Raw genomic sequence first — 19,379 nt, forward strand, 5'->3', positions numbered from 1 at the left:
TGCCCGCGAACGGTGGGTCGAGCCTAGAACGCGGCACCGACACGCGGGCCCCGAGACGCGCCGTCCGGCTGCGGGGCCGCGAGGCGCCACAGCCGGACGGGTGCGTGCTGCTCCGGGGACCGCTGCCGGCCCGGGGCGCTGCGGCGTGCGCAGCGCGTCGTTACAGGTACTGCCCGGTGTTGGCGACAGTGTCGATGGAGCGGCCGGACTCGGCGCCCTGCTTCCCGGTGACGAGCGTGCGGATGAAGACGATCCGCTCGCCCTTCTTGCCGGAGATGCGGGCCCAGTCGTCCGGGTTGGTGGTGTTCGGCAGGTCCTCGTTCTCCTTGAACTCGTCCACGCAGGCGGCGAGCAGGTGGGAGACGCGCAGACCGCGCTGGCCGTGGTCGAGGAAGTCCTTGATGGCCATCTTCTTGGCGCGGTCGACGATGTTCTGGATCATGGCGCCGGAGTTGAAGTCCTTGAAGTACAGGACCTCCTTGTCACCGTTGGCGTAGGTGACCTCCAGGAAGCGGTTCTCCTCGGTCTCGGAGTACATCCGCTCCACGACCGACTGGATCATCGCCGCCACCGTGGTCTCGACGGAGCCGTCGTGCTCCTTGAGGTCGTCCGGGTGGAACGGCAGCGTGTCCTTGAGGTACTTGGAGAAGATGTCCTTCGCGGCCTCGGCGTCCGGGCGCTCGATCTTGATCTTGACGTCCAGGCGGCCGGGCCGCAGGATCGCCGGGTCGATCATGTCCTCGCGGTTGGAGGCGCCGATCACGATGACGTTCTCCAGGCCCTCCACGCCGTCGATCTCGGCGAGCAGCTGCGGGACGATGGTGTTCTCCACGTCCGAGCTGACACCGGAGCCGCGGGTGCGGAAGAGCGACTCCATCTCGTCGAAGAAGACGATGACGGGGGTGCCCTCGCCGGCCTTCTCCCGGGCCCGCTGGAAGACCAGGCGGATCTGCCGCTCGGTCTCGCCCACGTACTTGTTGAGCAGCTCGGGGCCCTTGATGTTGAGGAAGTAGCTCTTGCCCTGGGGGCGGCCGGTGACCTCGGCGACCTTCTTGGCCAGCGAGTTGGCCACCGCCTTGGCGATCAGCGTCTTGCCGCAGCCGGGCGGGCCGTAGAGCAGCACGCCCTTGGGCGGGCGCAGCTCGAACTCCTTGAAGAGGTCGGCGTGCAGGTAGGGCAGCTCGACCGCGTCGCGGATCTGCTCGATCTGGTTGCTCAGGCCGCCGATCTGGCGGTAGTCGATGTCCGGGACCTCTTCGAGGACCAGCTCCTCGACCTCGGCCTTCGGCACGACCTCGTACACGTAGCCGGAGCGGGGCTCCAGCAGCAGGGCGTCCCCCGCCCGGATCGTGGCCTCGCGCAGCGGTTCGGCGAGCCGCACCACCCGCTCCTCGTCGGTGTGCCCGATGACCAGGGCGCGCTCGCCGTCCTCCAGGACCTCCTTGAGGGTGACGATGTCGCCGATGCGCTCGAAGGCCATCGCGTCCACGATGTTGAGGGCCTCGTTGAGCATCACCTCCTGGCCGCGCCGCAGCTCGTCGAGGTCGACGTTGGGGCTGACGTTCACGCGGAGCTTGCGCCCCCCGGTGAAGATGTCGGCGGTGCCGTCCTCGTTCTGGGTGAGGAAGGTGCCGAAACCGGCCGGGGGCTGTGCCAGCCGGTCCACTTCCTCCTTGAGGGCCACGATCTGGTCGCGGGCCTCGCGCAGGGTGGAGGCGAGCCGTTCGTTCTGGGCGGTCACGCCGGCCAGGTTGGTCTGGAGCTCGACGATCCGCTCTTCGAGGATTCTCGAATTGCGCGGCGAGTCGGCGAGCTTGCGGCGCAGCACGGCGATTTCCTGCTCAAGGTACGAGACCTGAGCGGCCTCGTCGGAACCACGAGCGGGCCTGCCGGTGCTGCGGTTGTAGTCGTCATCGTGGGCTGCCACGGTCCTCACCTCCTCCGGGGAGCTGGACGCTTCCAGACCCTACCTGGGACCAGGGGTCCGTAAACCCCTAGATCAAGAAAGATGGAACGGGCGTGTCCGATCTTCGCCCTCGCGTGCTTCCCCTCTGCTAGGGGGATACCCACCGCGCACCGGCCAATGCGGACCAGATGTATCGTCGAGCGAGTCGATATCCGATCGGAACCGGGTCGCCGGATCCGATCGTTGTACGAATGGCGGGATTGCGCCCAAGAAGGGGCGTCCCGGGACAGAAACGGCAGGGGACCATGTCGGTGACCGAGGAAGCGGCGGCGGGCGATCCGCTCGAAGTGTGGATCGACCAGGATCTGTGCACCGGTGACGGCATCTGCGTCCAGTACGCGCCCGAGGTCTTCGAGCTCGACATCGACGGCCTCGCCTACGTGAAGGGGCCGGACGACGAGCTGCGCCAGCAGCCCGGCGACACCGCGCCGGTGCCGCTGACGCTGCTTCAGGACGTGGTGGACTCGGCGAAGGAGTGCCCCGGCGACTGCATCCACGTGCGCCGGGTCGCCGACCGGGTCGAGGTGTACGGGCCCGACGCCGACTAGGTCCAGGGCCTGGCCCGTGCGCCGCCCTGCCGGGGAGCGCGCCGGAGCGCTCGGCGGCGGGCGGGCGCCGGTTGCGGGCGGCTCAGGTGAGCGTCACCGGGGCGGCGGTCTGGGAGCGGTCCCAGCCGCCGCCCCTGCGCGTCCAGGTGAGGTCCAGTGAGATGTCGGGGCTGAACCGCGGCACGTCGTCGCTGGAATACCCCTGCGCGTGGCCGGTGATGACGCCGTCACTGCGCAGGCCGAGCCGGCTGACGGTGAGGTTCTCGCGCTCGGAGACGAGGGTGGCCAGCACCACGGGCCGCCCGGCGGTGCCGGGACCCAGCAGGTAGACGGCGTCCGGCGGGGTGCCGTTCTCGGCCGCGCAGTGCGCGGCGGCGACGGTGCCGGGGCGCCCGTCGCCGAGGTCGGCGGCGAAGCTGACGGATATCTTCACCGGGAACGGGCCGCAGTCCAGCGGGAGTTCGGCCTTGGCCGGATCGGGGGCCGCGGCGGCCGGGAGCGCCTTGACGGTGGGCCGGGCGGGCGCCGGGGTGCCGGTGGCCGGATCGGCCGCGAGTGCGGTGCCGACCACGGCGGCGGTGCCGGCGACCGTGAGGACCCAGTGCCACGGCGCGGTGCGGACGTGCCCGGGCCCGCTGCGCCCCTGCGGTGTCTGCTGCTCGGCCGTCGCCTTGACCGCGGTCTCCACCAGGCGTCCCCTCCAGCGGGTCGGTGTGCGCATGGGTCGGTGTGAGCGAGCATCGTCCCACACGGGGGCGGCCGCGGGGTGGCGTGGGTGCGCGGGTAGCGCGAAGGGGTGGTACCGGGGCCGGAAGCCCGCGGTACCACCCCTGTCCGTGCGTGCGGTCAGCCGAGGTCGGGTTCCTCGGAGACCCGGGCGGCGGCCCGGGCCGCGGCGCGCTCCTGCAGCGAGGGCGCGGGCGCCCCGTTGTCGTAGTCCTCGCCGTACGCGCCCTTGGCCGGGCGGCGGCGGCGCAGCGGCGGCTCGACGCCGTCGGCGAGGCGGCGGGCGGTGAGCAGGAAGCCGGTGTGGCCGATCATCCGGTGGTCCGGGCGGACGGCCAGGCCCTCCAGGTGCCAGGTGCGGACCATGGTCTCCCAGGCCTGCGGCTCGGTGAAGGTGCCGTGCTCGCGCAGCGCCTCGACGGTCTTCGACATCTGCGTCGTGGTGGCCACGTAGCAGCAGATCAGGCCGCCGGGGACGAGCGCCTTGGAGGCGACGTCCAGGCACTCCCACGGGGCGAGCATGTCGAGGATGACGCGGTCGACGTCGGTCTCCACCAGGTTGTCCTGGAGGTCGCCGACGGTGAGCTTCCACGCCGGGTGCGGACCGCCGAAGTAGCGCTCGACGTTGCCCTTGGCGATGTCGGCGAAGTCCTGCCGGCGCTCGTAGGAGGCCAGCATGCCGGTGTCGCCGACGGCGCGCAGCAGGTAGCTGGAGAGCGCGCCAGAGCCGACGCCGGCCTCGACGACGCGGGCACCCGCGAAGATGTCGGCCATCGCCAGGATCTGCCCCGCGTCCTTGGGGTAGATCACGGCGGCGCCGCGCGGCATGGACAGGACGTAGTCGGGGAGCAGGGGGCGCAGCGCGAGGTACGGGACGTTCCCCGTGGTGCGCACGACCGTGCCCTCCGGGGCGCCGATCAGCTCGTCGTGCGGGAACGCACCCTTGTGGGTGTGGAACTGGTTCCCGGCCTGGAGCGTGAACGTGTAGTGGCGGCCCTTCGGGTCGGTCAGCTGGACCTGGTCCCCGACCTGGAAGGGCCCGCGTCGGCGGGTGGCACCGGTCGGTTCGGACATGCGGACAATCCTAAGGGAAGCGTGCGCTCCGCCCGACCACGGTGATCACCGGCCGGTCACGGCGGCGGTCAGCCGCTGCTCGATGTCGGTGAGCGCGGCGACGCCGTAGACCCGCCCGTCGTCCTCGACGACCAGGTACTCGCCGGCCGGGGTGGCCCGGACGGCACGCAGCAGGTCCTCGCCGGCCAGGTCGGCGGAGAGCCGCAGGCCCGGTTCGAGGTCGCGGGCCAGGGCGCCGACGGCGATCCAGGGGCGGCGGTGCTCGGGGACGCCGCGGACGGCGGACTCGCGGACGATGCCGATCGCCTCGCCCCGGCCGTCGACCACGACCAGGGCGCCGGCCTCGGCCTCGCGGGCGCGGCGCATGGCCTCGCCGAGCGGGGTGTCGCCGGTGACCTCGACGGCGCGCCGGGCGAGCTCGCGCAGCCGCAGGCCGGGCAGCACCTCCTTCAGCCGGGCGTTGCGCAGGCTGGCGCCGGCGCCGTTCCAGATGATCGCGGCGAGGACGGCGGCGAGCACCGCGTCCACCAGGGTGTCGGTGTCGCTGCGCTCCGTCCCGCGGGCGGCGCTGACCAGCGGCAGGCCGATCAGGACGGCGACGGCCAGGGCCCGGCCCACCCAGGCGGCGGCCACCGTGCCGGCCATCGGCCGCCCGGTGACGGCCCAGACGACGGCCCGCAGCATCCGGCCGCCGTCCAGCGGCAGGCCGGGCAGCAGGTTGAAGGCCGCGACGACGAGGTTGGAGACCATCAGGCCGGTCAGCAGCACCCCGGGCACGGAGGAGAGCTCGACGGCCTGGACGGCGAGGTAGAAGACGCCGCCGAGCGCCAGGGAGAGCAGCGGGCCGACGAAGGCCAGCCAGAACTCGCGCCAGGGGCTCTCGGCCTCGTTCTCGATCTCCGAGACGCCCCCGAAGAACTGCAGCTGGATGCGGCGCACGCCGAGCTTGTAGCGCAGGGCCACCAGGGTGTGGGCGAGCTCGTGGACCAGCACGGAGCCGTAGAAGGCGACCGCGAAGGAGAAGGCGACCAGATAGCGGGTGGCGCCGAGCTCGGGCAGGACGCGGTCGAGCTGGCCCCCGAACACCCAGGTGATCAGCGCGGCGATGACGAACCACGAGGGCGTGATGTAGATCGGGACGCCGAACGGGCGGCCCATCAGGATGCCGCCGCGGCGCTCCGGCTCCTCGGGCGGCCGGGGCCCGGGCCGGGCGCCACCGCCGTGCGGTGGCTGGTCGGAGGTCTGCCGCCCCCTGCTGTCGCTCACCGTGATCCCTTCCGTCGGTTCCCCGTCGCGCCCCGGTTCGCCCACGCTACGTGATCGGGGCGGTCCGGCGGCGCGCGCCCCTCTCGCAGGGTTCATACCCAACTGGAAAGGACGTGTGGCAGCACCGTGTCAGCGGGATGGCAGCCGGGGGCAATAGGGTCGGGGTATGCAGCAGACCGACACCAGCAGCGCCGCCGCGGCCCCGGCCCGGCCGCCGGCGCCCCCGACCGGCCTGTCCCCGTCCCGTGCGGGGGACTTCCTGACCTGCCCGCTGCTGTACCGGCTGCGGGTGATCGACCGGCTGCCGGAGCCGCCGAGCGCGGCGGCGACCCGGGGCACCCTGGTGCACGCGGTGCTGGAGCGGCTGTTCGACAGCCCGGCGGCGGAGCGGACGCCGGAGCGGGCGCTGGGCCTGCTGCGCCCGCAGTGGGAGCGGCTGCTGGGCGAGCGCCCGGAGCTGGGCTCGCTCTTCCCGGAGGATCCGGACGGTGCGGCGCTCACCCGCTGGCTGGCCGACGCCGAGAAGCTGGTCTCCCAGTGGTTCCGGCTGGAGGACCCGAGCCGGCTGCACCCGGTGGAGCGGGAGCTCTACGTGGAGACGGCCCTGCAGTCGGGCCTGCTGCTGCGCGGCTACATCGACCGGGTGGACGTCGCCCCGACCGGCGAGGTCCGGCTGGTGGACTACAAGACCGGCCGGGCGCCCTCGCGGGACTTCGAGGGCAAGGCGATGTTCCAGATGAAGTTCTACGCGCTGGTGGTGTGGCGGTGGAAGGGTGTGATCCCGAAGCGGCTGCAGCTGGTCTACCTCGGCGGCGGCGGCGACGTGGTCAGCTACGACCCGGACGAGGCCGACCTGCTGGCGGTGGAGCGCAAGCTGCAGGCGCTCTGGGAGCGGATCACCCTGGCGGTGGCCACGGGTGACTTCCCGGCCACCCGCAACCGGCTCTGCGACTGGTGCGACCACCGGGCCAGCTGCCCGGAGTTCGGCGGCACTCCCCCGCCGTACCCGCTGCCGCTGGCGCGTACGTCTGACGAGGACGATCCCACGGGGGATCCGATGAGCAAGGAGTCCTAGGTGACGATCCGAGTGCTGCTGGTCGACGACCAGCCGCTGCTGCGCACCGGTTTCCGGATGATCCTGGAGGCCGAGTCCGACCTGGTGGTGGTCGGCGAGGCCGGCGACGGCCAGCAGGCGCTGGACCAGGTCCGGGCGCTGCAGCCCGACGTGGTGCTGATGGACATCCGGATGCCCAGGATGGACGGGGTCGAGGCGACCCGCCGGATCGCCGGGCCCGGGCGGGACGGCCCGGCCAAGGTGCTGGTGCTGACCACCTTCGACCTGGACGAGTACGTGGTCGAGGCGCTTCGCGCGGGGGCCAGCGGCTTCCTGCTGAAGGACGTCCCGGCCGAGGAGCTGGTGCAGGCGATCCGGGTGGTCGCCGACGGCGCGGCGATGCTGGCGCCGAGCATCACCCGCCGGCTGCTGGACATGTACGCCACCAAGCTGCCCTCGGGCGAGGAGGCGCCGCCGCAGGCGCTGAACGCGCTGACCGAGCGCGAGCTGGAGGTGCTGAAGCTGGTGGCCCGCGGGCTGTCGAACGCGGAGATCGCGGCGGAGCTGTTCGTCAGCGAGACCACGGTCAAGACGCACGTCGGGCACGTGCTGACCAAGCTCCAGCTGCGCGACCGGGTCCAGGCGGCGGTCTACGCGTACGAGAGCGGCCTGGTCCGCCCCGGGACGCTCTGACCGGGCGGCCGGCAGCCGGACGGCCCCGGACGTGACGGTGGCCCGTCCGCTCCCCCTGCACCCTGGGGGGAAGCGGACGGGCCACCGTGCCGAGGGTCCCGGCTACTTGCCGCCGGAGCGGCCGATCTCCCAGAAGCGGAAGACGCCGGTGGTGTCGACGGTCGACTCGACGCCGGTGATGTAGGACTTCGCCGCGTAGAACGCCTTGTTCTGGAACAGCGGGATCAGCGGCACGTTGTCGGCGACGATGGCCTGGATCTGGTTGTAGGACGAGGTGGCGGCGCCGCGGTCGGCCTGCTTGAGGGCCTCCGGCACCAGCTTCTGGCTGATCCGGGGGTCGTCCCAGCCGTGGTGGTAGGAACCGCCCTCGACGATCAGCGGCGCGATGTAGTTGTCCGCGTCCGGGTAGTCGGCGAACCAGCCGACGACGTAGGCCTGGTACTTGCCGTCGGTCCAGCCCTTCTTGAAGGCCTCCCAGTCCGCCTCGTGCTGGACGGTGACCTGGAAGAGGCCGCCGGCCTCCAGCTGCTTCTTGAGCATCTCGCTCTCGGCACCCTCGGCGCGCGAGCGGGACCAGGTGAGGCTCAGCTTGACCGGGGTCTGGACCTTGGCCGCGGCCAGGATCGCCTTGGCCTTGGCGACGTCCTGGTCGCCGTACTTGTCGAAGAAGGACGTGGTGTGGCCGGTGACGCCGGCCGGGACCATCGAGTACACCGGCTGGACGGTGCGGGCGAAGACGTCGCGGGCGAGCGTCTTGCGGTCGACCAGCTGTGCGGCGGCCTGCCGCACGGCGATGTTGCCGGTGGTCGCGTCCTTGGTGTTGAAGACGATGCTGCGGGTGTCGTTGCTGTCGCCCTCGACGACCTGCAGGTCGGTCTTGCCGCCCTGCTGGTCGGAGCGGACCTGGGCCGCGGTGTTGGGCTCCAGGCTGTCGTCCGTGAGGTCGACCTCGCCCTTGTCGAGCGCGTCCTTCAGCGCATCGGCCTTCTCGAAGTAGCGGACGGTGAACTTCTTGTTCCGCAGCTTGGCGTCGCCGGCGTAGTTGCCGTTGGCCGAGAGGGCGATCTTGCTGGGGACCTTGCCGCCGCTCTCGGTCTCGACCGTGTCGATCTTGTACGGGCCGGAGCCGATCAGCTTGTCGTTGCCGAGCAGCTTGTCGGCCGGGAAGACCTGGTGGTCGACGATGGCGCCGGCCGGGGTGGCCAGCTTGGCCGGCAGGGTGGCGTCGGGCTGGGCGAGGTGGAAGACCACCTCGGTGTCGCCCTTGGCCTCGACCGACTTGATCGTGTCGAGCAGGCCGACCGGGCCGTTGTCGTCCTTGATCTTCTTGGTGCGATCGATCGAGTACACGACGTCGGCGGCGGTCAGCGGGTGGCCGTTGGAGAACTTCAGGCCGGACTTGAGCGTGCAGTGGTAGAGCGTGGCCTCGCCACCGGTGAACTCGCAGGACTGCGCGGCGTCCGGAACGGGCGAGCTGGAGGCGGCCGGGTAGGACAGCAGCGACTGGAAGGTGTTGCGCAGCACCAGCCAGGCGCCGGAGTCGTAGGCGCCGGCCGGGTCGAGCACACCGGTGGTCGCCGTGGTGCCCATGGTGATCGCCTTGGCGCCGTCCCCCTTGACGGCGTCGGTGACCGAGCCGCAGCCCGTCACCGAGGCGGCCACCAGGCCGGCGCAGCCGAGCGCTGCCAGTCGTCCAGCTGAAGTCTTCACGGGCGCGTCCTTCTGGGTGCGGTCCGGCATGGGCCGGGTGATCCGCACACGAAAGTGCCTCCGGGGTGCGGAGGGCGCGCGCGGACCGGTCGCCGTGCGACCGCAGTCAGGACGGGGTTGCCCGTTCGTCGGCGGTGGCAGGGCTCGGGGTGGGGAACGAACTGGAGTAGCGTGCCATATCGAACACGCACCACCGCCACCCGCGCAGGTGACAGTTGGGACACGGGAGGCCGAATTGATTTCGGCCATCCGACGAGTTGTCAGGCAATGCCCGATTTCTCCCCGAGCGTCCAGGCACGACGCACCGCCGCGGCCACTTACCGGTCGGTAGCGCCCCCATGCAATGAGACGACAATCACACTCGCGAGGCGACCAGCGAGCGGAGCAGTTCAAGATCCACCTGCTCCAGCGAGGGCAGCACCAGCCGCCCGGGCGCCGGCTCGATCACCGCCACCGACGGGACCGCGATCACCGGGCAGCCGGCCGCCTCGGCCGAGCGGACCCCGGTCGGGGCGTCCTCCACCACCACGCAGCGGCCCGGCTCGGCGCCCAGCCGGCGCGCCGCCTCCAGGTACGGGTCCGGGTGCGGCTTGGTCCGCGGGACCTCGTCCCCGGCGACGCTGAAGGCGAAGTGGTGGGCGCCCAGCGACTGCAGCACGATGTCGATGATCTGACGGTGCGACGCCGACACCAGTGCGGCCGGAACGCCGTGCGCCGCAAGGGTGTTGAGCAGCCGCTCGGCGCCCGGCATGAGCGGTACGCCGCCGGCCAGCAGGTCCACGAAGCGCTGGTTGATCAGCACGGTGAGGTCGGCCGGCGAGAGGTCCACCCCGGTGCTGGCGAGCAGGTAGTCGATCACCCGGCTCATCGGCCCGCCGACCACCTGGGCGCGGTCCTTCTCGTCCAGTTCGTAGCCCAGCTCCGCGAAGAGCGAGGCCTCGGCCTGCCACCAGAAGTCCTCGGTGTCCACCAGGGTCCCGTCCATGTCCAGCAGCACCGCCTGCAGGCCCCGGCCGTCGCCGTGGTCGAGGACGCGGGTGGCGGTGGAGATGGTGGTCATGGCGGGATCCTTCCGTCGGTTCCCCCGGGGCGGCGCGGCCGGGGCCCGCCCCCGGGGATGGCACAGGCCGGCCCGCTGGTGAGCGGACCGGCCCGTTCAGGATGATCCAGGATACGCCCCGCACGTCCGAAAAGAGCGAACGGAACGCGACGTGCGGGCTACCGCGCGTTGAAGTACTTGGCCTCCGGGTGGTGGATCACGATCGCGTCGGTGGACTGCTCCGGGTGCAGCTGGAACTCCTCGGAGAGCACCACGCCGATCCGCTCGGGCCGCAGCAGCTCGGCGATCTTGGCACGGTCCTCCAGCTCCGGGCAGGCCCCGTAGCCGAGCGAGAACCGGGCGCCCCGGTACTTCAGCGCGAACATGTCCTTGACGTCCTGCGGGTCCTCGCCGGAGAAGCCCAGCTCGAAGCGGACCCGGGCGTGCCAGAACTCGGCCAGCGCCTCGGCCAGCTGCACCGAGAGGCCGTGCAGCTCCAGGTAGTCGCGGTAGGAGTTGTTGGCGAACAGCTCGTTGGCCGCCTCGGAGATCCGGTTGCCCATGGTGACCACCTGCAGGCCGACCACGTCCCGCACGCCCGACTCCTCCGGGCGGAAGAAGTCCGCCAGGCAGAGCCGGCGCCCGCGGCGCTGGCGCGGGAAGGTGAAGCGGGTCCGCTCGGTGCCGTCCTCGTGGAAGACGATCAGGTCGTCGCCCTTGGAGTTGGCCGGGTAGTAGCCGTAGACCACGGCGGCCTCCAGCCAGCCCTCGGTCTGCAGCCGGTCCAGCCACATCCGCAGCCGCGGCCGGCCCTCCGACTCCACCAGCTCCTCGTAGGACGGCCCGTCGCCGCTGCGGGCCGCCTTCAGCCCCCACTGGCCCTTGAACAGCGCGTCCTCGTCCAGCCAGGAGGCGTAGTCGGCGAACGGCACGCCCTTGACGATCCGGTCGCCCCAGAACGGCGGGGTCGGCAGCGTGTTGTCGACGGCCACGTCGGATCGGATCTGGCCGAGGTTGACCTCCTCCGTCTCCTCGACCTCCACCCGGGCGTGGCGGCGCTGCTTGAGCTCCGGCAGGGCCGCGCCGGGCACCCCGCGCTTGACCGCGATCAGCGCGTCCATCAGCCGCAGGCCCTCGAAGGCGTCCCGGGCGTAGCGGACCTCGCCCTCGTAGATCTCGTGCAGGTCCTGCTCGACGTAGGCCCGGGTGAGCGCGGCGCCGCCGAGGATCACCGGGTAGTCGGCCGCCAGCTTGCGCTGGTTCAGCTCCTCCAGGTTCTCCTTCATGATCACCGTGGACTTCACCAGCAGGCCGGACATCCCGATCACGTCCGCGTTATGCTCCTGCGCGGCGTCCAGGATCGCCGAGACCGGCTGCTTGATGCCCAGGTTGACGACGTTGTAGCCGTTGTTGGACAGGATGATGTCGACCAGGTTCTTGCCGATGTCGTGGACGTCGCCCTTGACGGTGGCCAGCACGATGGTGCCCTTGCCCTCCGAGTCGGACTTCTCCATGTGCGGCTCCAGGTGGGCCACCGCGGTCTTCATCACCTCGGCGGACTGCAGCACGAACGGCAGCTGCATCTGGCCGGAGCCGAACAGCTCGCCGACCACCTTCATGCCGGACAGCAGGGTGTCGTTGATGATCTCCAGCGCCGGGCGCGCGGTGAGCGCCTCGTCCAGGTCGGCCTCCAGGCCGTTCCGCTCGCCGTCGATGATCCGGCGCTGCAGCCGCTCGTCCAGCGGCAGCGCGGCCAGCTCCTCCGCCTTGGACGCCTTGACCGAGGCCGAGGAGACGCCCTCGAACAGCTCCAGCAGGCGCTGCAGCGGGTCGTAGCCGTCCCGGCGGCGGTCGTAGACCAGGTCGAGCGCGGCCTCGCGCTGGTCCTCGGGGATGCGCGAGATCGGCAGGATCTTCGAGGCGTGCACGATCGCCGAGTCCAGGCCGGCCTCCACGCACTCGTGCAGGAAGACCGAGTTCAGCACCACGCGGGCGGCCGGGTTGAGGCCGAAGGAGATGTTGGAGAGGCCGAGCGTGGTCTGCACGTCCGGGTGGCGGCGCTTGAGCTCGCGGATCGCCTCGATCGTCTCGATGCCGTCCCGGCGGGACTCCTCCTGGCCGGTGGCCAGGGTGAAGGTGAGGCAGTCGACCAGGATCGAGCCCTCGTCGATCCCGTAGTCCGCGGTCAGCTCCCCGATCAGCCGCTCGGCGATCTCGACCTTCTTGTCGGCGGTGCGGGCCTGGCCCTCCTCGTCGATGGTCAGCGCGATCAGGCCGGCGCCGTGCTCGCGGGCCAGCGAGGCGATCCGGCCGAAGCGGGAGTCGGGGGCGTTGCCGTCCTCGTAGTTGACCGAGTTGAGCACCGCGCGGCCGCCGAGCGCCTCCAGCCCGGCCCGCAGCACGTCCGGCTCGGTGGAGTCGAGCACGATCGGCAGGGTGGAGGCGGTGGCCAGCCGGCCGGCGACCTCCTTCATGTCGGCGACGCCGTCGCGGCCGACGTAGTCCACGCAGAGGTCCAGCAGGTGGGAGCCGTCCCGGATCTGCTCGCGGGCGATCTCCACGCAGGCCTGCCAGTCGCCGGCCAGCATCGACTCGCGGAACTTCTTCGAGCCGTTGGCGTTGGTGCGCTCGCCGATCGCCAGGTAGGAGGTGTCCTGGCGGAACGGCACCGCCTGGTAGAGCGAGGCGGCCGCCGGCTCCGGGCGCGGGTCGCGGACGGCGATCGGGCGGCCCTGGACCCGCTCGACCACGTGGCGCAGGTGCTCGGGGGTGGTGCCGCAGCAGCCGCCGACCAGCGAGAGGCCGTACTCGCGGGTGAACACGTCGTGCGCGTCCGCCAGCTCGGCGGGGGTCAGCGGGTAGTGCGCGCCGTCCTTGCCCAGCACCGGCAGGCCCGCGTTCGGCATGCAGGAGAGCCCGATCCTGGCGTTCTTGGCCAGGTAGCGCAGGTGCTCGCTCATCTCGGCCGGGCCGGTGGCGCAGTTCAGGCCGATGTAGTCGACGCCGAGCGGCTCCAGCGCCGTCAGCGCGGCGCCGATCTCGGAGCCGAGCAGCATGGTTCCGGTGGTCTCCACCGTCACCTGGACCAGGACCGGCAGGTCCAGGCCGGCCTCGGCGAGCGCGCGCTTGCAGCCGAGGATCGCGGCCTTGGTCTGCAGCAGGTCCTGGCTGGTCTCCACCAGCAGGGCGTCCGCGCCGCCCGCGATCAGGCCGGCCGCGTTCTGCTGGAAGCCGTCGCGCAGCGTCTCGTACGGGGCGTGGCCGAGGGTCGGCAGCTTGGTGCCGGGGCCGATCGAGCCGAGCACCCACCGGGTGCGGCCGTCGGCGGCGTGCAGGTCGGCCGCCTCGCGGGCGATCCGGGCGCCGGCCTCGGAGAGCTCGAAGATGCGGTCGGAGATCTCGTACTCGCCGAGCGCCGAGAAGTTGGCGCCGAAGGTGTTGGTCTCCACGCAGTCCACGCCCACCGCGAAGTACTCGTCGTGGACGGAGCGGACGATGTCGGGCCGGGTGAGGTTGAGGACCTCGTTGCAGCCCTCCAGGTTCTGGAAGTCCTCCAGAGTCGGGTCCTGTGCCTGGAGCATGGTGCCCATCGCCCCGTCGGCCACCACCACACGGGTGGCGAGCGCCTCACGCAGCGCGTTCGCGCGGCTCTGCTGGGTGATGGACGGATCGGCTGCAGTGGCCATGGGGCTTCTCCCTGGGTGCGACGGCTGTCGGCTTTGCGAACCCGCTGAGTCGGGGACGCACGTGGCCAGGGTATCCGGCGAGGGCCTGGGGCCGGTGGGGCATTCCGTATCCTGAGCGTTCGGCCACGAGGGGGGAGCCACGGGCATGGCGGGTTTCGGGACGCGCGCACGGCGGATCACGGCGGCGGCGGGTCGCCCGCTGCGGGCGGCGCGCAGACGCTGGCGGCGGTGGTCGCGATGGCGGAAGTGCCTGGTGGCGGCCCTGGTGGCGGTCGCCGTGCTGGTCACGCCGGTGGGCGCGGCGGCGCTCGCACTGCGGCTGCAGTACGTCGGCGAGCCCTCTCCGGAGGCCCGCACCCGGGGGCGCGACGCGGTCTGGCTGGGTCATGCCTGGGTCGACGGCCGGAAGGGTGACGCCGACGTCGCCGCACTCGCCCAGCGGCTCGCCGGCACCGGCGTCCGCGACCTCTACGTCCACACCGGTCCGCTGGAGCACGACGGCTCGCTGCCGCCGGCCGTCCACCCCCGCGCCCGGTGGTTCACCGAGACCGCGCACCGGGTGCTGCCCGGCATCCGGGTGCAGGGCTGGCTGGGTGACGAGGTCAAGCCCGAGAAGGACGCGCTGGACCTGGAGGACGCGCCCACCCGGGACCGGGTCACCGCCTCGGCGCACCAGGTGCTGGACCTCGGGTTCGACGGCGTGCACTTCGACATGGAGCCGATCCGGCCGGGCTCGAAGGGCTGGCTCGCACTGCTCGACCAGGTCCGCCCGGTGACGGCCGCCCGCGGCGCCCGGCTGTCCGTCGCCGCCCCTCAGATCGATCCGCTGCCCTGGCAGCACGACGTCGCGATCGCGCTCACCGACCACGGCAAGTGGTGGGACCAGGCCTACTTCGCGCAGACCGCGCGCCGGGTCGACCAGATCGCGCTGATGACCTACGACTCCAGCATGCCGACGGCCGGCTTCTACGGCGCCTACAACGCCTACCAGACCGAGCTGGCGCTGGAGGCCACGCCCGAGGACGTCGACCTGCTGATGGGCCTGCCGTTCTACTGGGAGGACAAGTGGGGCCACTGGGGGCACGCCGAGACCGTCGAGGACGGGATCCGGGGCATCCGGCTCGGCCTGGGCCGGCAGGACCTCGGGCGGCAGCACTTCGGCGTCGGGCTGTACGTGGACTTCGCCGCGACCGAGCAGAACTGGGCGGACTACCGGCGCGGCTGGGTGCGCTGAGCCTCCCGCGTGCGGCGGCGGGGCTCAGGCGAGGCGGTGGGCGAGCGCGCCCAGGTAGCGGTGGATCGCGGCGTCCTCGCCGGTGACGTAGTGGCCGACCGCCCGGTAGAGCGGCTTGCGGACCTCGCCGCGCTCGGTGACGGTGAGCGTGCACCCCTCGCCGGCCGGCGTCAGCACGTACGTCCAGGTGCCGCCGTAGGGCAGGTCCGGGTCGGCGATGCCGGTCACCAGGCGGTGCGGGGCCTCGCTCTCCACCACCTCGTAGGTGGTGTGGCCGTGCCGGTCGTACTCGCGCCAGCGGGACCGGCCGGCGGCGGTAGCGGGCAGCCGCTCGACGTGCGACAGGCCGGGGCGCCAGGCCGGGTAGAGGTCGATGTCGGTCAGCACGTCCCAGACCGCGCCCGGCGGCTGGGTCAGGTCCAGGCCGCCCTCGGTGACGTGCTCCACCGGCAGGCGCCGCCCGAGCGCCGAGGCCGCCAGCACCGCGGTGCCGAAGGCGGTCGCGACCGCGCCGGCGCCGATCCACAGCCATCTGTTCATCCGCCCGGCTCCTCACGCCCGCCGCCCGGCCCCGTCTCCATCATCACGCCGCCGCGGTGGGCGGGCACGATGTGGCCGGCGTCCCGGCCTGGGCGCCGGCGGGGCCGGCCGTCGCGCAGCGCGTCCGGATAACCGCTGGATCGCCGGGCCGCGCTCCCCCAGACTGTCCCGGTGCCCGGCCGCCGGGCGCTTCAAAGCCCGTAGGCTGGGCAGGTAGGGACCATGGGGCGAGCCGTTCCATGGGAGACGAGAGGTTCGACAGTCGGCAGCCGGACCGCCGGCGCCCCGGCAGGCCAGCCGGGGCGGGGTGCGGCCCGCCGCCGACCGGAGGGAGACGCTGGGTGATCGAGCTGGAAGATGTTCCCGAGTTGATCGACCCGGTCATGGTCTGCGCCTTCGAAGGCTGGAACGACGCGGGCGACGCCGCCTCCGCGGCCCTGGCGCACCTGGACGACACCTGGGGCGGCAAGGTGTTCGCCGCCCTGGACGCGGAGGACTACTACGACTTCCAGGTCAACCGGCCCACGGTGTGGCTGGACGGCGGTGTCCGCCGGATCACCTGGCCCACCACGCGGCTCTCGGTGATCCGGGTGACCGAGCCGAAGACCCGGGACGTCGTCCTGGTCCGCGGCATCGAGCCGAGCATGCGCTGGCGCTCGTTCTGCAACGAGCTGCTCGGCTTCGCCCACGAGCTGGGCGTCGAGCTGGTGGTGATCCTGGGCGCGCTGCTCGGCGACACCCCGCACAGCCGCCCGGTGCCGGTCAGCGGGGTCACCTCCGACCCGGACCTCGCCCGCCGGCTGGACCTGGAGGAGAGCCGCTACGAGGGCCCGACCGGGATCGTCGGGGTGCTGCAGGAGGCCTGCACCCACGCCGGGGTGCCGGCCGTGACGCTCTGGGCCGCGGTGCCCCACTACGTCGCGCAGCCGCCGAACCCGAAGGCGACGCTGGCGCTGGTCAACAAGCTGGAGGACCTGCTCGACCTGCGGATCCCGCCGGGCGAGCTGGGCGAGGACGCGCGTGCCTGGCAGCTGGGCGTGGACCAGCTGGCCGCCGAGGACAGCGAGGTGGCGGAGTACGTCCAGCAGCTGGAGGAGGCGCAGGACACGGCGGAGCTGCCGGAGGCCTCGGGCGACGCGATCGCCCGGGAGTTCGAGCGGTACCTGAGGCGGCGGGAGAACGTCGGCCCGACCGGCGAGAAGCCGGTGGCCGGGCACGCCACCGCCGAGCGGCCGAGCGAGCCGGAGCCGCCGACCGCGCGGGAGAGCCAGGAGGGCGCCGAGGAGGAGTGATCCTCCGCGCTGCGCCCGGAGCGGTACGCGCGCCGGAGCAGTACGCCGAAGGGGCGTCAGGACCAGTGGTCCCGACGCCCCTTCGGCGTCGTGTGCGGGTGTTCGCGGGTGTTCGCCGGTGCAGACCCGGTGTCAGAGCGCGACGCCGAGCAGCGCGTCGACCGTGCGCGAGACCAGGCCGGGCGCGCCGGCGTCCTCCCCGCCCCCGGCCTCCTGCCGCGCGGCCCAGGCGTCCACCGCGGCCAGCGCGGCGGGTGCGTCCAGGTCCTCGGCGAGCGCGGCACGGACCTCGGCGAGCACGGCCTCGGCCGGCGGGCCGTCCGGGCGGGAGACCGCGGCGCGCCAGCGGGCGAGCCGCTCGACGGCCTCGTCCAGGGTGGCCTTGGTCCACTCCCAGTCCTCGCGGTAGTGGTGCGAGAGCAGGGCCAGGCGGATCGCCGCCGGGTCGACGCCCTCGCGGCGCAGCGCCGAGACGAAGACCAGGTTGCCGCGGGACTTGGACATCTTGTGGCCGTCCAGCGCGACCATGCCGGCGTGCACGTACGCCTTGGCGTACGGGTGGTCGCCGGTGGCCACCTGGGCGTGCGCGGCGCCCATCTCGTGGTGCGGGAACGAGAGGTCGCTGCCGCCGCCCTGGATGTCGAAGGACATGCCGAGGTACTTCAGCGCGATGGCGACGCACTCGATGTGCCAGCCGGGGCGGCCGTGGCCGAGCTCGGTGTCCCAGGCGGGCTCGCCCGGACGGGCGGAGAGCCAGAGCAGGGCGTCCAGCGGGTTGCGCTTGCCGGGGCGGTCCGGGTCGCCGCCGCGCTCGGCGAAGACCGGGTGCATGGCCTCACGGGTGAGGCCGGAGACCGCGCCGAACTGCGGGTCGGCGTCGACCGAGAAGTAGATGTCGCCGTCCAGCTCGTAGGCGGCCCCACTGGCCAGCAGCTTCTGGACCAGCGGCACGATCCACGGGATCGACTCGACGGCGCCGATGTAGTGGGCCGGCGGGAGCAGCCGCAGGGCGGTCATGTCCTCGCGGAAGAGCGCGGTCTCCCGCTCGGCCAGGGCCGTCCAGTCCTGGCCGGTGGCCACGGCGCGCTCCAGCAGCGGGTCGTCCACGTCGGTGACGTTCTGGACGTACAGGACGTCGTGACCGGCGTCCTTCCACACCCGCTGCACCAGGTCGAAGGCGTTGTAGGTGGCGGCGTGACCCATGTGGGTCGCGTCGTAGGGGGTGATGCCGCAGACGTAGATCCGGGCGGTGCCGTCCTGCGGCACGACCTCCCGGACACCGCCCGCTGCGGTGTCGAAGATACGAAGGGGGAGCCCCTGACCAGGCAGGGCGGGAACCTCGGAGGCGGGCCAGGCATGCATGGAACCGACTTTAACCTTGCGAACATTTGAAAGCCTAACCAGTGCGCAAGATCGACCGGATTCGTTGTCCGAACGGTTCCCGACGGATAAGGACCGGCCATTGACGGATTTCTTCCGCTTCTCGGGAATAACCCGACGGTGTGCCAGATACGCGGATGGGCGCCCGGCCGGCCCTGCCACCGACCGGGCGCCCGGCCCCCGGGGGCCGCGGTTGGAGCCGTTGGGCGTGTCCGACGATTCGCGTCGCGCGCCCGGCGGGAATCGTCAGACACGCCCTACAGCCGCTGCCAGAGGGCCGGCACGTTCGGCGGCTCCCAGCCCGTCATGGCGGTGTGCCCCTGGAGGCACCGGTAGGAGACGCCGGCGTAGGTGACGCGGTCGCCCGGGGCGTAGCGCGTGCCCGCCGCCCAGGTGCCGCCCGGCTGGCCGGTCGGGGTGGCGGTGGGCGTGGAGGTCGGGGTCGGGGTCGCGGTGGGGCTGCCGGTCGGGCCGGGCGTCTGGGGCACGTTCAGCACGAAGTCGTAGGTGCCCTCCTTCCCCGAGCCGATCTGGCGGACGTTCATCAGCAGCCGCGCGTCGTAGATGGTGTCGGTGCTGTTGCGCGGCTCGCCGGGGAAGTAGAGCTGGGTGGTGAGCACCGGACGGCCGGGCGCCTGGAGCTTGACGTGGAGGTGCCGGGTGCGGCCCGGGTAGAGCCCGGGGACGATCGTGGTGAGGCTGAAGGCGCCCTGGGCGTTGGTGAACTGGTGCCCGCGGAAGGCGAAGCCGGTGTTGTCGTACGCGCCGTTCACGTCGGCCTGCCAGAAGTCCAGCAGCACGCCTTGGACCGGCAGGCAGGCCCGGCCGAAGACGTAGCCGCTGACGGTGAGCCGGGTGCCCGGGGTGCTGTCGGTGATCAGTGAGGTCCGCAGCGGGGAGTTGGGCTTGAAGTAGGGGCCCTCGATCTGCTCGACGGTGGGCTCGTCGCCGTCGTGGCAGGCGGGGGTGAGGCCGGGCGCCTCGCCGGTGCCGGCCCGGTCGCGGGCCAGGGCGACGCCGCCGCCGATCAGCAGCGGGGCGGTGCCGAGCACCGCGGCGGCCTTGAGGACGGACTTGCGGCTGATCCGGCGGTCGATCAGGCCCTCCCGCTCGGTGGCGGGCTCTTCGGACGCGGGCATGCGCCGACTCCTTCGGTGTGGGTGTGGGGGAC

15 protein-coding genes are annotated in these 19,379 nt (G+C 72.3%); 5 read left to right on the plus strand and 10 right to left on the minus strand.

Features of this window, described 5'->3' with window-relative positions:
* Positions 1–160: 160 nt before the first annotated feature.
* On the minus strand, positions 161–1,927 hold the full coding sequence (gene arc, locus ACIPSC_RS02760; RefSeq protein ID WP_400822424.1) for a proteasome ATPase: 1,767 nt from the start codon (positions 1,925–1,927) through the stop codon (positions 161–163).
* A gap of 284 nt (positions 1,928–2,211) precedes the next feature.
* On the opposite strand from arc, the gene ACIPSC_RS02765 reads away from it, so the two are divergent.
* A complete protein-coding gene (locus ACIPSC_RS02765; protein WP_400822426.1) occupies positions 2,212–2,514 on the plus strand; it encodes a ferredoxin in 303 nt (100 codons plus the stop codon).
* An 82-nt stretch (positions 2,515–2,596) separates the two neighbouring features.
* Here the strand turns inward: ACIPSC_RS02765 and ACIPSC_RS02770 are convergent, their stop codons facing one another.
* From ACIPSC_RS02770 to ACIPSC_RS02780, 3 genes are all read right to left on the minus strand, one after another.
* Positions 2,597–3,235: a hypothetical protein gene (locus tag ACIPSC_RS02770; protein ID WP_400822428.1), complete on the minus strand. Its 639-nt coding sequence runs from the start codon at positions 3,233–3,235 to the stop codon at positions 2,597–2,599.
* 125 nt (positions 3,236–3,360) lie between these two features.
* Positions 3,361–4,314: a tRNA (adenine-N1)-methyltransferase gene (locus tag ACIPSC_RS02775; RefSeq protein WP_400822430.1), complete on the minus strand. Its 954-nt coding sequence runs from the start codon at positions 4,312–4,314 to the stop codon at positions 3,361–3,363.
* A 45-nt stretch (positions 4,315–4,359) separates the two neighbouring features.
* The gene (locus ACIPSC_RS02780) at positions 4,360–5,580 is read right to left on the minus strand and encodes a site-2 protease family protein (RefSeq protein WP_400822431.1); all 1,221 of its coding nucleotides are present in this window, start codon (positions 5,578–5,580) and stop codon (positions 4,360–4,362) included.
* A gap of 166 nt (positions 5,581–5,746) precedes the next feature.
* On the opposite strand from ACIPSC_RS02780, the gene ACIPSC_RS02785 reads away from it, so the two are divergent.
* Together ACIPSC_RS02785 and ACIPSC_RS02790 are read left to right on the plus strand one after the other, a co-directional pair.
* Positions 5,747–6,655: a RecB family exonuclease gene (locus tag ACIPSC_RS02785; RefSeq protein ID WP_400822433.1), complete on the plus strand. Its 909-nt coding sequence runs from the start codon at positions 5,747–5,749 to the stop codon at positions 6,653–6,655.
* The gene (locus tag ACIPSC_RS02790; RefSeq protein WP_148647703.1) at positions 6,656–7,327 is read left to right on the plus strand and encodes a response regulator transcription factor; all 672 of its coding nucleotides are present in this window, start codon (positions 6,656–6,658) and stop codon (positions 7,325–7,327) included.
* Between the two features lie 102 nt (positions 7,328–7,429).
* On the opposite strand, the gene ACIPSC_RS02795 is transcribed toward ACIPSC_RS02790, so the two are convergent.
* From ACIPSC_RS02795 to metH, 3 genes are all read right to left on the minus strand, one after another.
* Complete coding sequence (locus tag ACIPSC_RS02795) at positions 7,430–9,037, minus strand: ABC transporter substrate-binding protein (RefSeq protein WP_400822434.1); 1,608 nt, start codon at positions 9,035–9,037, stop codon at positions 7,430–7,432.
* Positions 9,038–9,392: 355 nt separating this feature from the next.
* Positions 9,393–10,097 carry an HAD family hydrolase gene (locus ACIPSC_RS02800; RefSeq protein WP_400822435.1) on the minus strand — a complete coding sequence of 235 codons (705 nt, stop codon included), beginning with the start codon at positions 10,095–10,097 and terminating at the stop codon, positions 9,393–9,395.
* Positions 10,098–10,255: 158 nt separating this feature from the next.
* Positions 10,256–13,762: a methionine synthase gene (gene metH / locus ACIPSC_RS02805; RefSeq protein ID WP_400822436.1), complete on the minus strand. Its 3,507-nt coding sequence runs from the start codon at positions 13,760–13,762 to the stop codon at positions 10,256–10,258.
* A 253-nt stretch (positions 13,763–14,015) separates the two neighbouring features.
* On the opposite strand from metH, the gene ACIPSC_RS02810 reads away from it, so the two are divergent.
* Positions 14,016–14,996 carry a hypothetical protein gene (locus ACIPSC_RS02810; protein WP_400822437.1) on the plus strand — a complete coding sequence of 327 codons (981 nt, stop codon included), beginning with the start codon at positions 14,016–14,018 and terminating at the stop codon, positions 14,994–14,996.
* A 24-nt stretch (positions 14,997–15,020) separates the two neighbouring features.
* Here ACIPSC_RS02810 and ACIPSC_RS02815 read toward each other — a convergent pair whose 3' ends face one another.
* The gene (locus tag ACIPSC_RS02815) at positions 15,021–15,536 is read right to left on the minus strand and encodes an SRPBCC domain-containing protein (protein WP_400822439.1); all 516 of its coding nucleotides are present in this window, start codon (positions 15,534–15,536) and stop codon (positions 15,021–15,023) included.
* A gap of 341 nt (positions 15,537–15,877) precedes the next feature.
* Between ACIPSC_RS02815 and ACIPSC_RS02820 the strand changes: the two genes are divergently transcribed.
* Positions 15,878–16,828, plus strand: coding sequence for a PAC2 family protein (locus ACIPSC_RS02820; RefSeq protein ID WP_308222265.1), 951 nt, complete (start codon positions 15,878–15,880; stop codon positions 16,826–16,828).
* A 132-nt stretch (positions 16,829–16,960) separates the two neighbouring features.
* Here the strand turns inward: ACIPSC_RS02820 and mshC are convergent, their stop codons facing one another.
* Complete coding sequence (gene mshC / locus ACIPSC_RS02825) at positions 16,961–18,190, minus strand: cysteine--1-D-myo-inosityl 2-amino-2-deoxy-alpha-D-glucopyranoside ligase (RefSeq protein ID WP_400822440.1); 1,230 nt, start codon at positions 18,188–18,190, stop codon at positions 16,961–16,963.
* A gap of 275 nt (positions 18,191–18,465) precedes the next feature.
* On the minus strand, positions 18,466–19,347 hold the full coding sequence (locus ACIPSC_RS02830) for a carbohydrate-binding protein (RefSeq protein WP_400822441.1): 882 nt from the start codon (positions 19,345–19,347) through the stop codon (positions 18,466–18,468).
* Positions 19,348–19,379 lie beyond the last annotated feature (32 nt).

This window comes from Kitasatospora sp. NPDC090091, assembly GCF_044747365.1.
Taxonomy (GTDB): Bacteria; Actinomycetota; Actinomycetes; order Streptomycetales; family Streptomycetaceae; genus Kitasatospora.

Coding starts and splice junctions, on each gene's coding strand:
- ACIPSC_RS02765 (WP_400822426.1), top strand. CDS start 2,212: ATGTCGGTGACCGAGGAAGCGGCGGCGGGCGATCCGCTCGAAGTGTGG.
- ACIPSC_RS02770 (WP_400822428.1), bottom strand. CDS start 3,235: ATGCGCACACCGACCCGCTGGAGGGGACGCCTGGTGGAGACCGCGGTC.
- ACIPSC_RS02775 (WP_400822430.1), bottom strand. CDS start 4,314: ATGTCCGAACCGACCGGTGCCACCCGCCGACGCGGGCCCTTCCAGGTC.
- ACIPSC_RS02785 (WP_400822433.1), top strand. CDS start 5,747: ATGCAGCAGACCGACACCAGCAGCGCCGCCGCGGCCCCGGCCCGGCCG.
- ACIPSC_RS02800 (WP_400822435.1), bottom strand. CDS start 10,097: ATGACCACCATCTCCACCGCCACCCGCGTCCTCGACCACGGCGACGGC.
- metH (WP_400822436.1), bottom strand. CDS start 13,762: ATGGCCACTGCAGCCGATCCGTCCATCACCCAGCAGAGCCGCGCGAAC.
- ACIPSC_RS02815 (WP_400822439.1), bottom strand. CDS start 15,536: ATGAACAGATGGCTGTGGATCGGCGCCGGCGCGGTCGCGACCGCCTTC.
- mshC (WP_400822440.1), bottom strand. CDS start 18,190: ATGCATGCCTGGCCCGCCTCCGAGGTTCCCGCCCTGCCTGGTCAGGGG.
- ACIPSC_RS02830 (WP_400822441.1), bottom strand. CDS start 19,347: ATGCCCGCGTCCGAAGAGCCCGCCACCGAGCGGGAGGGCCTGATCGAC.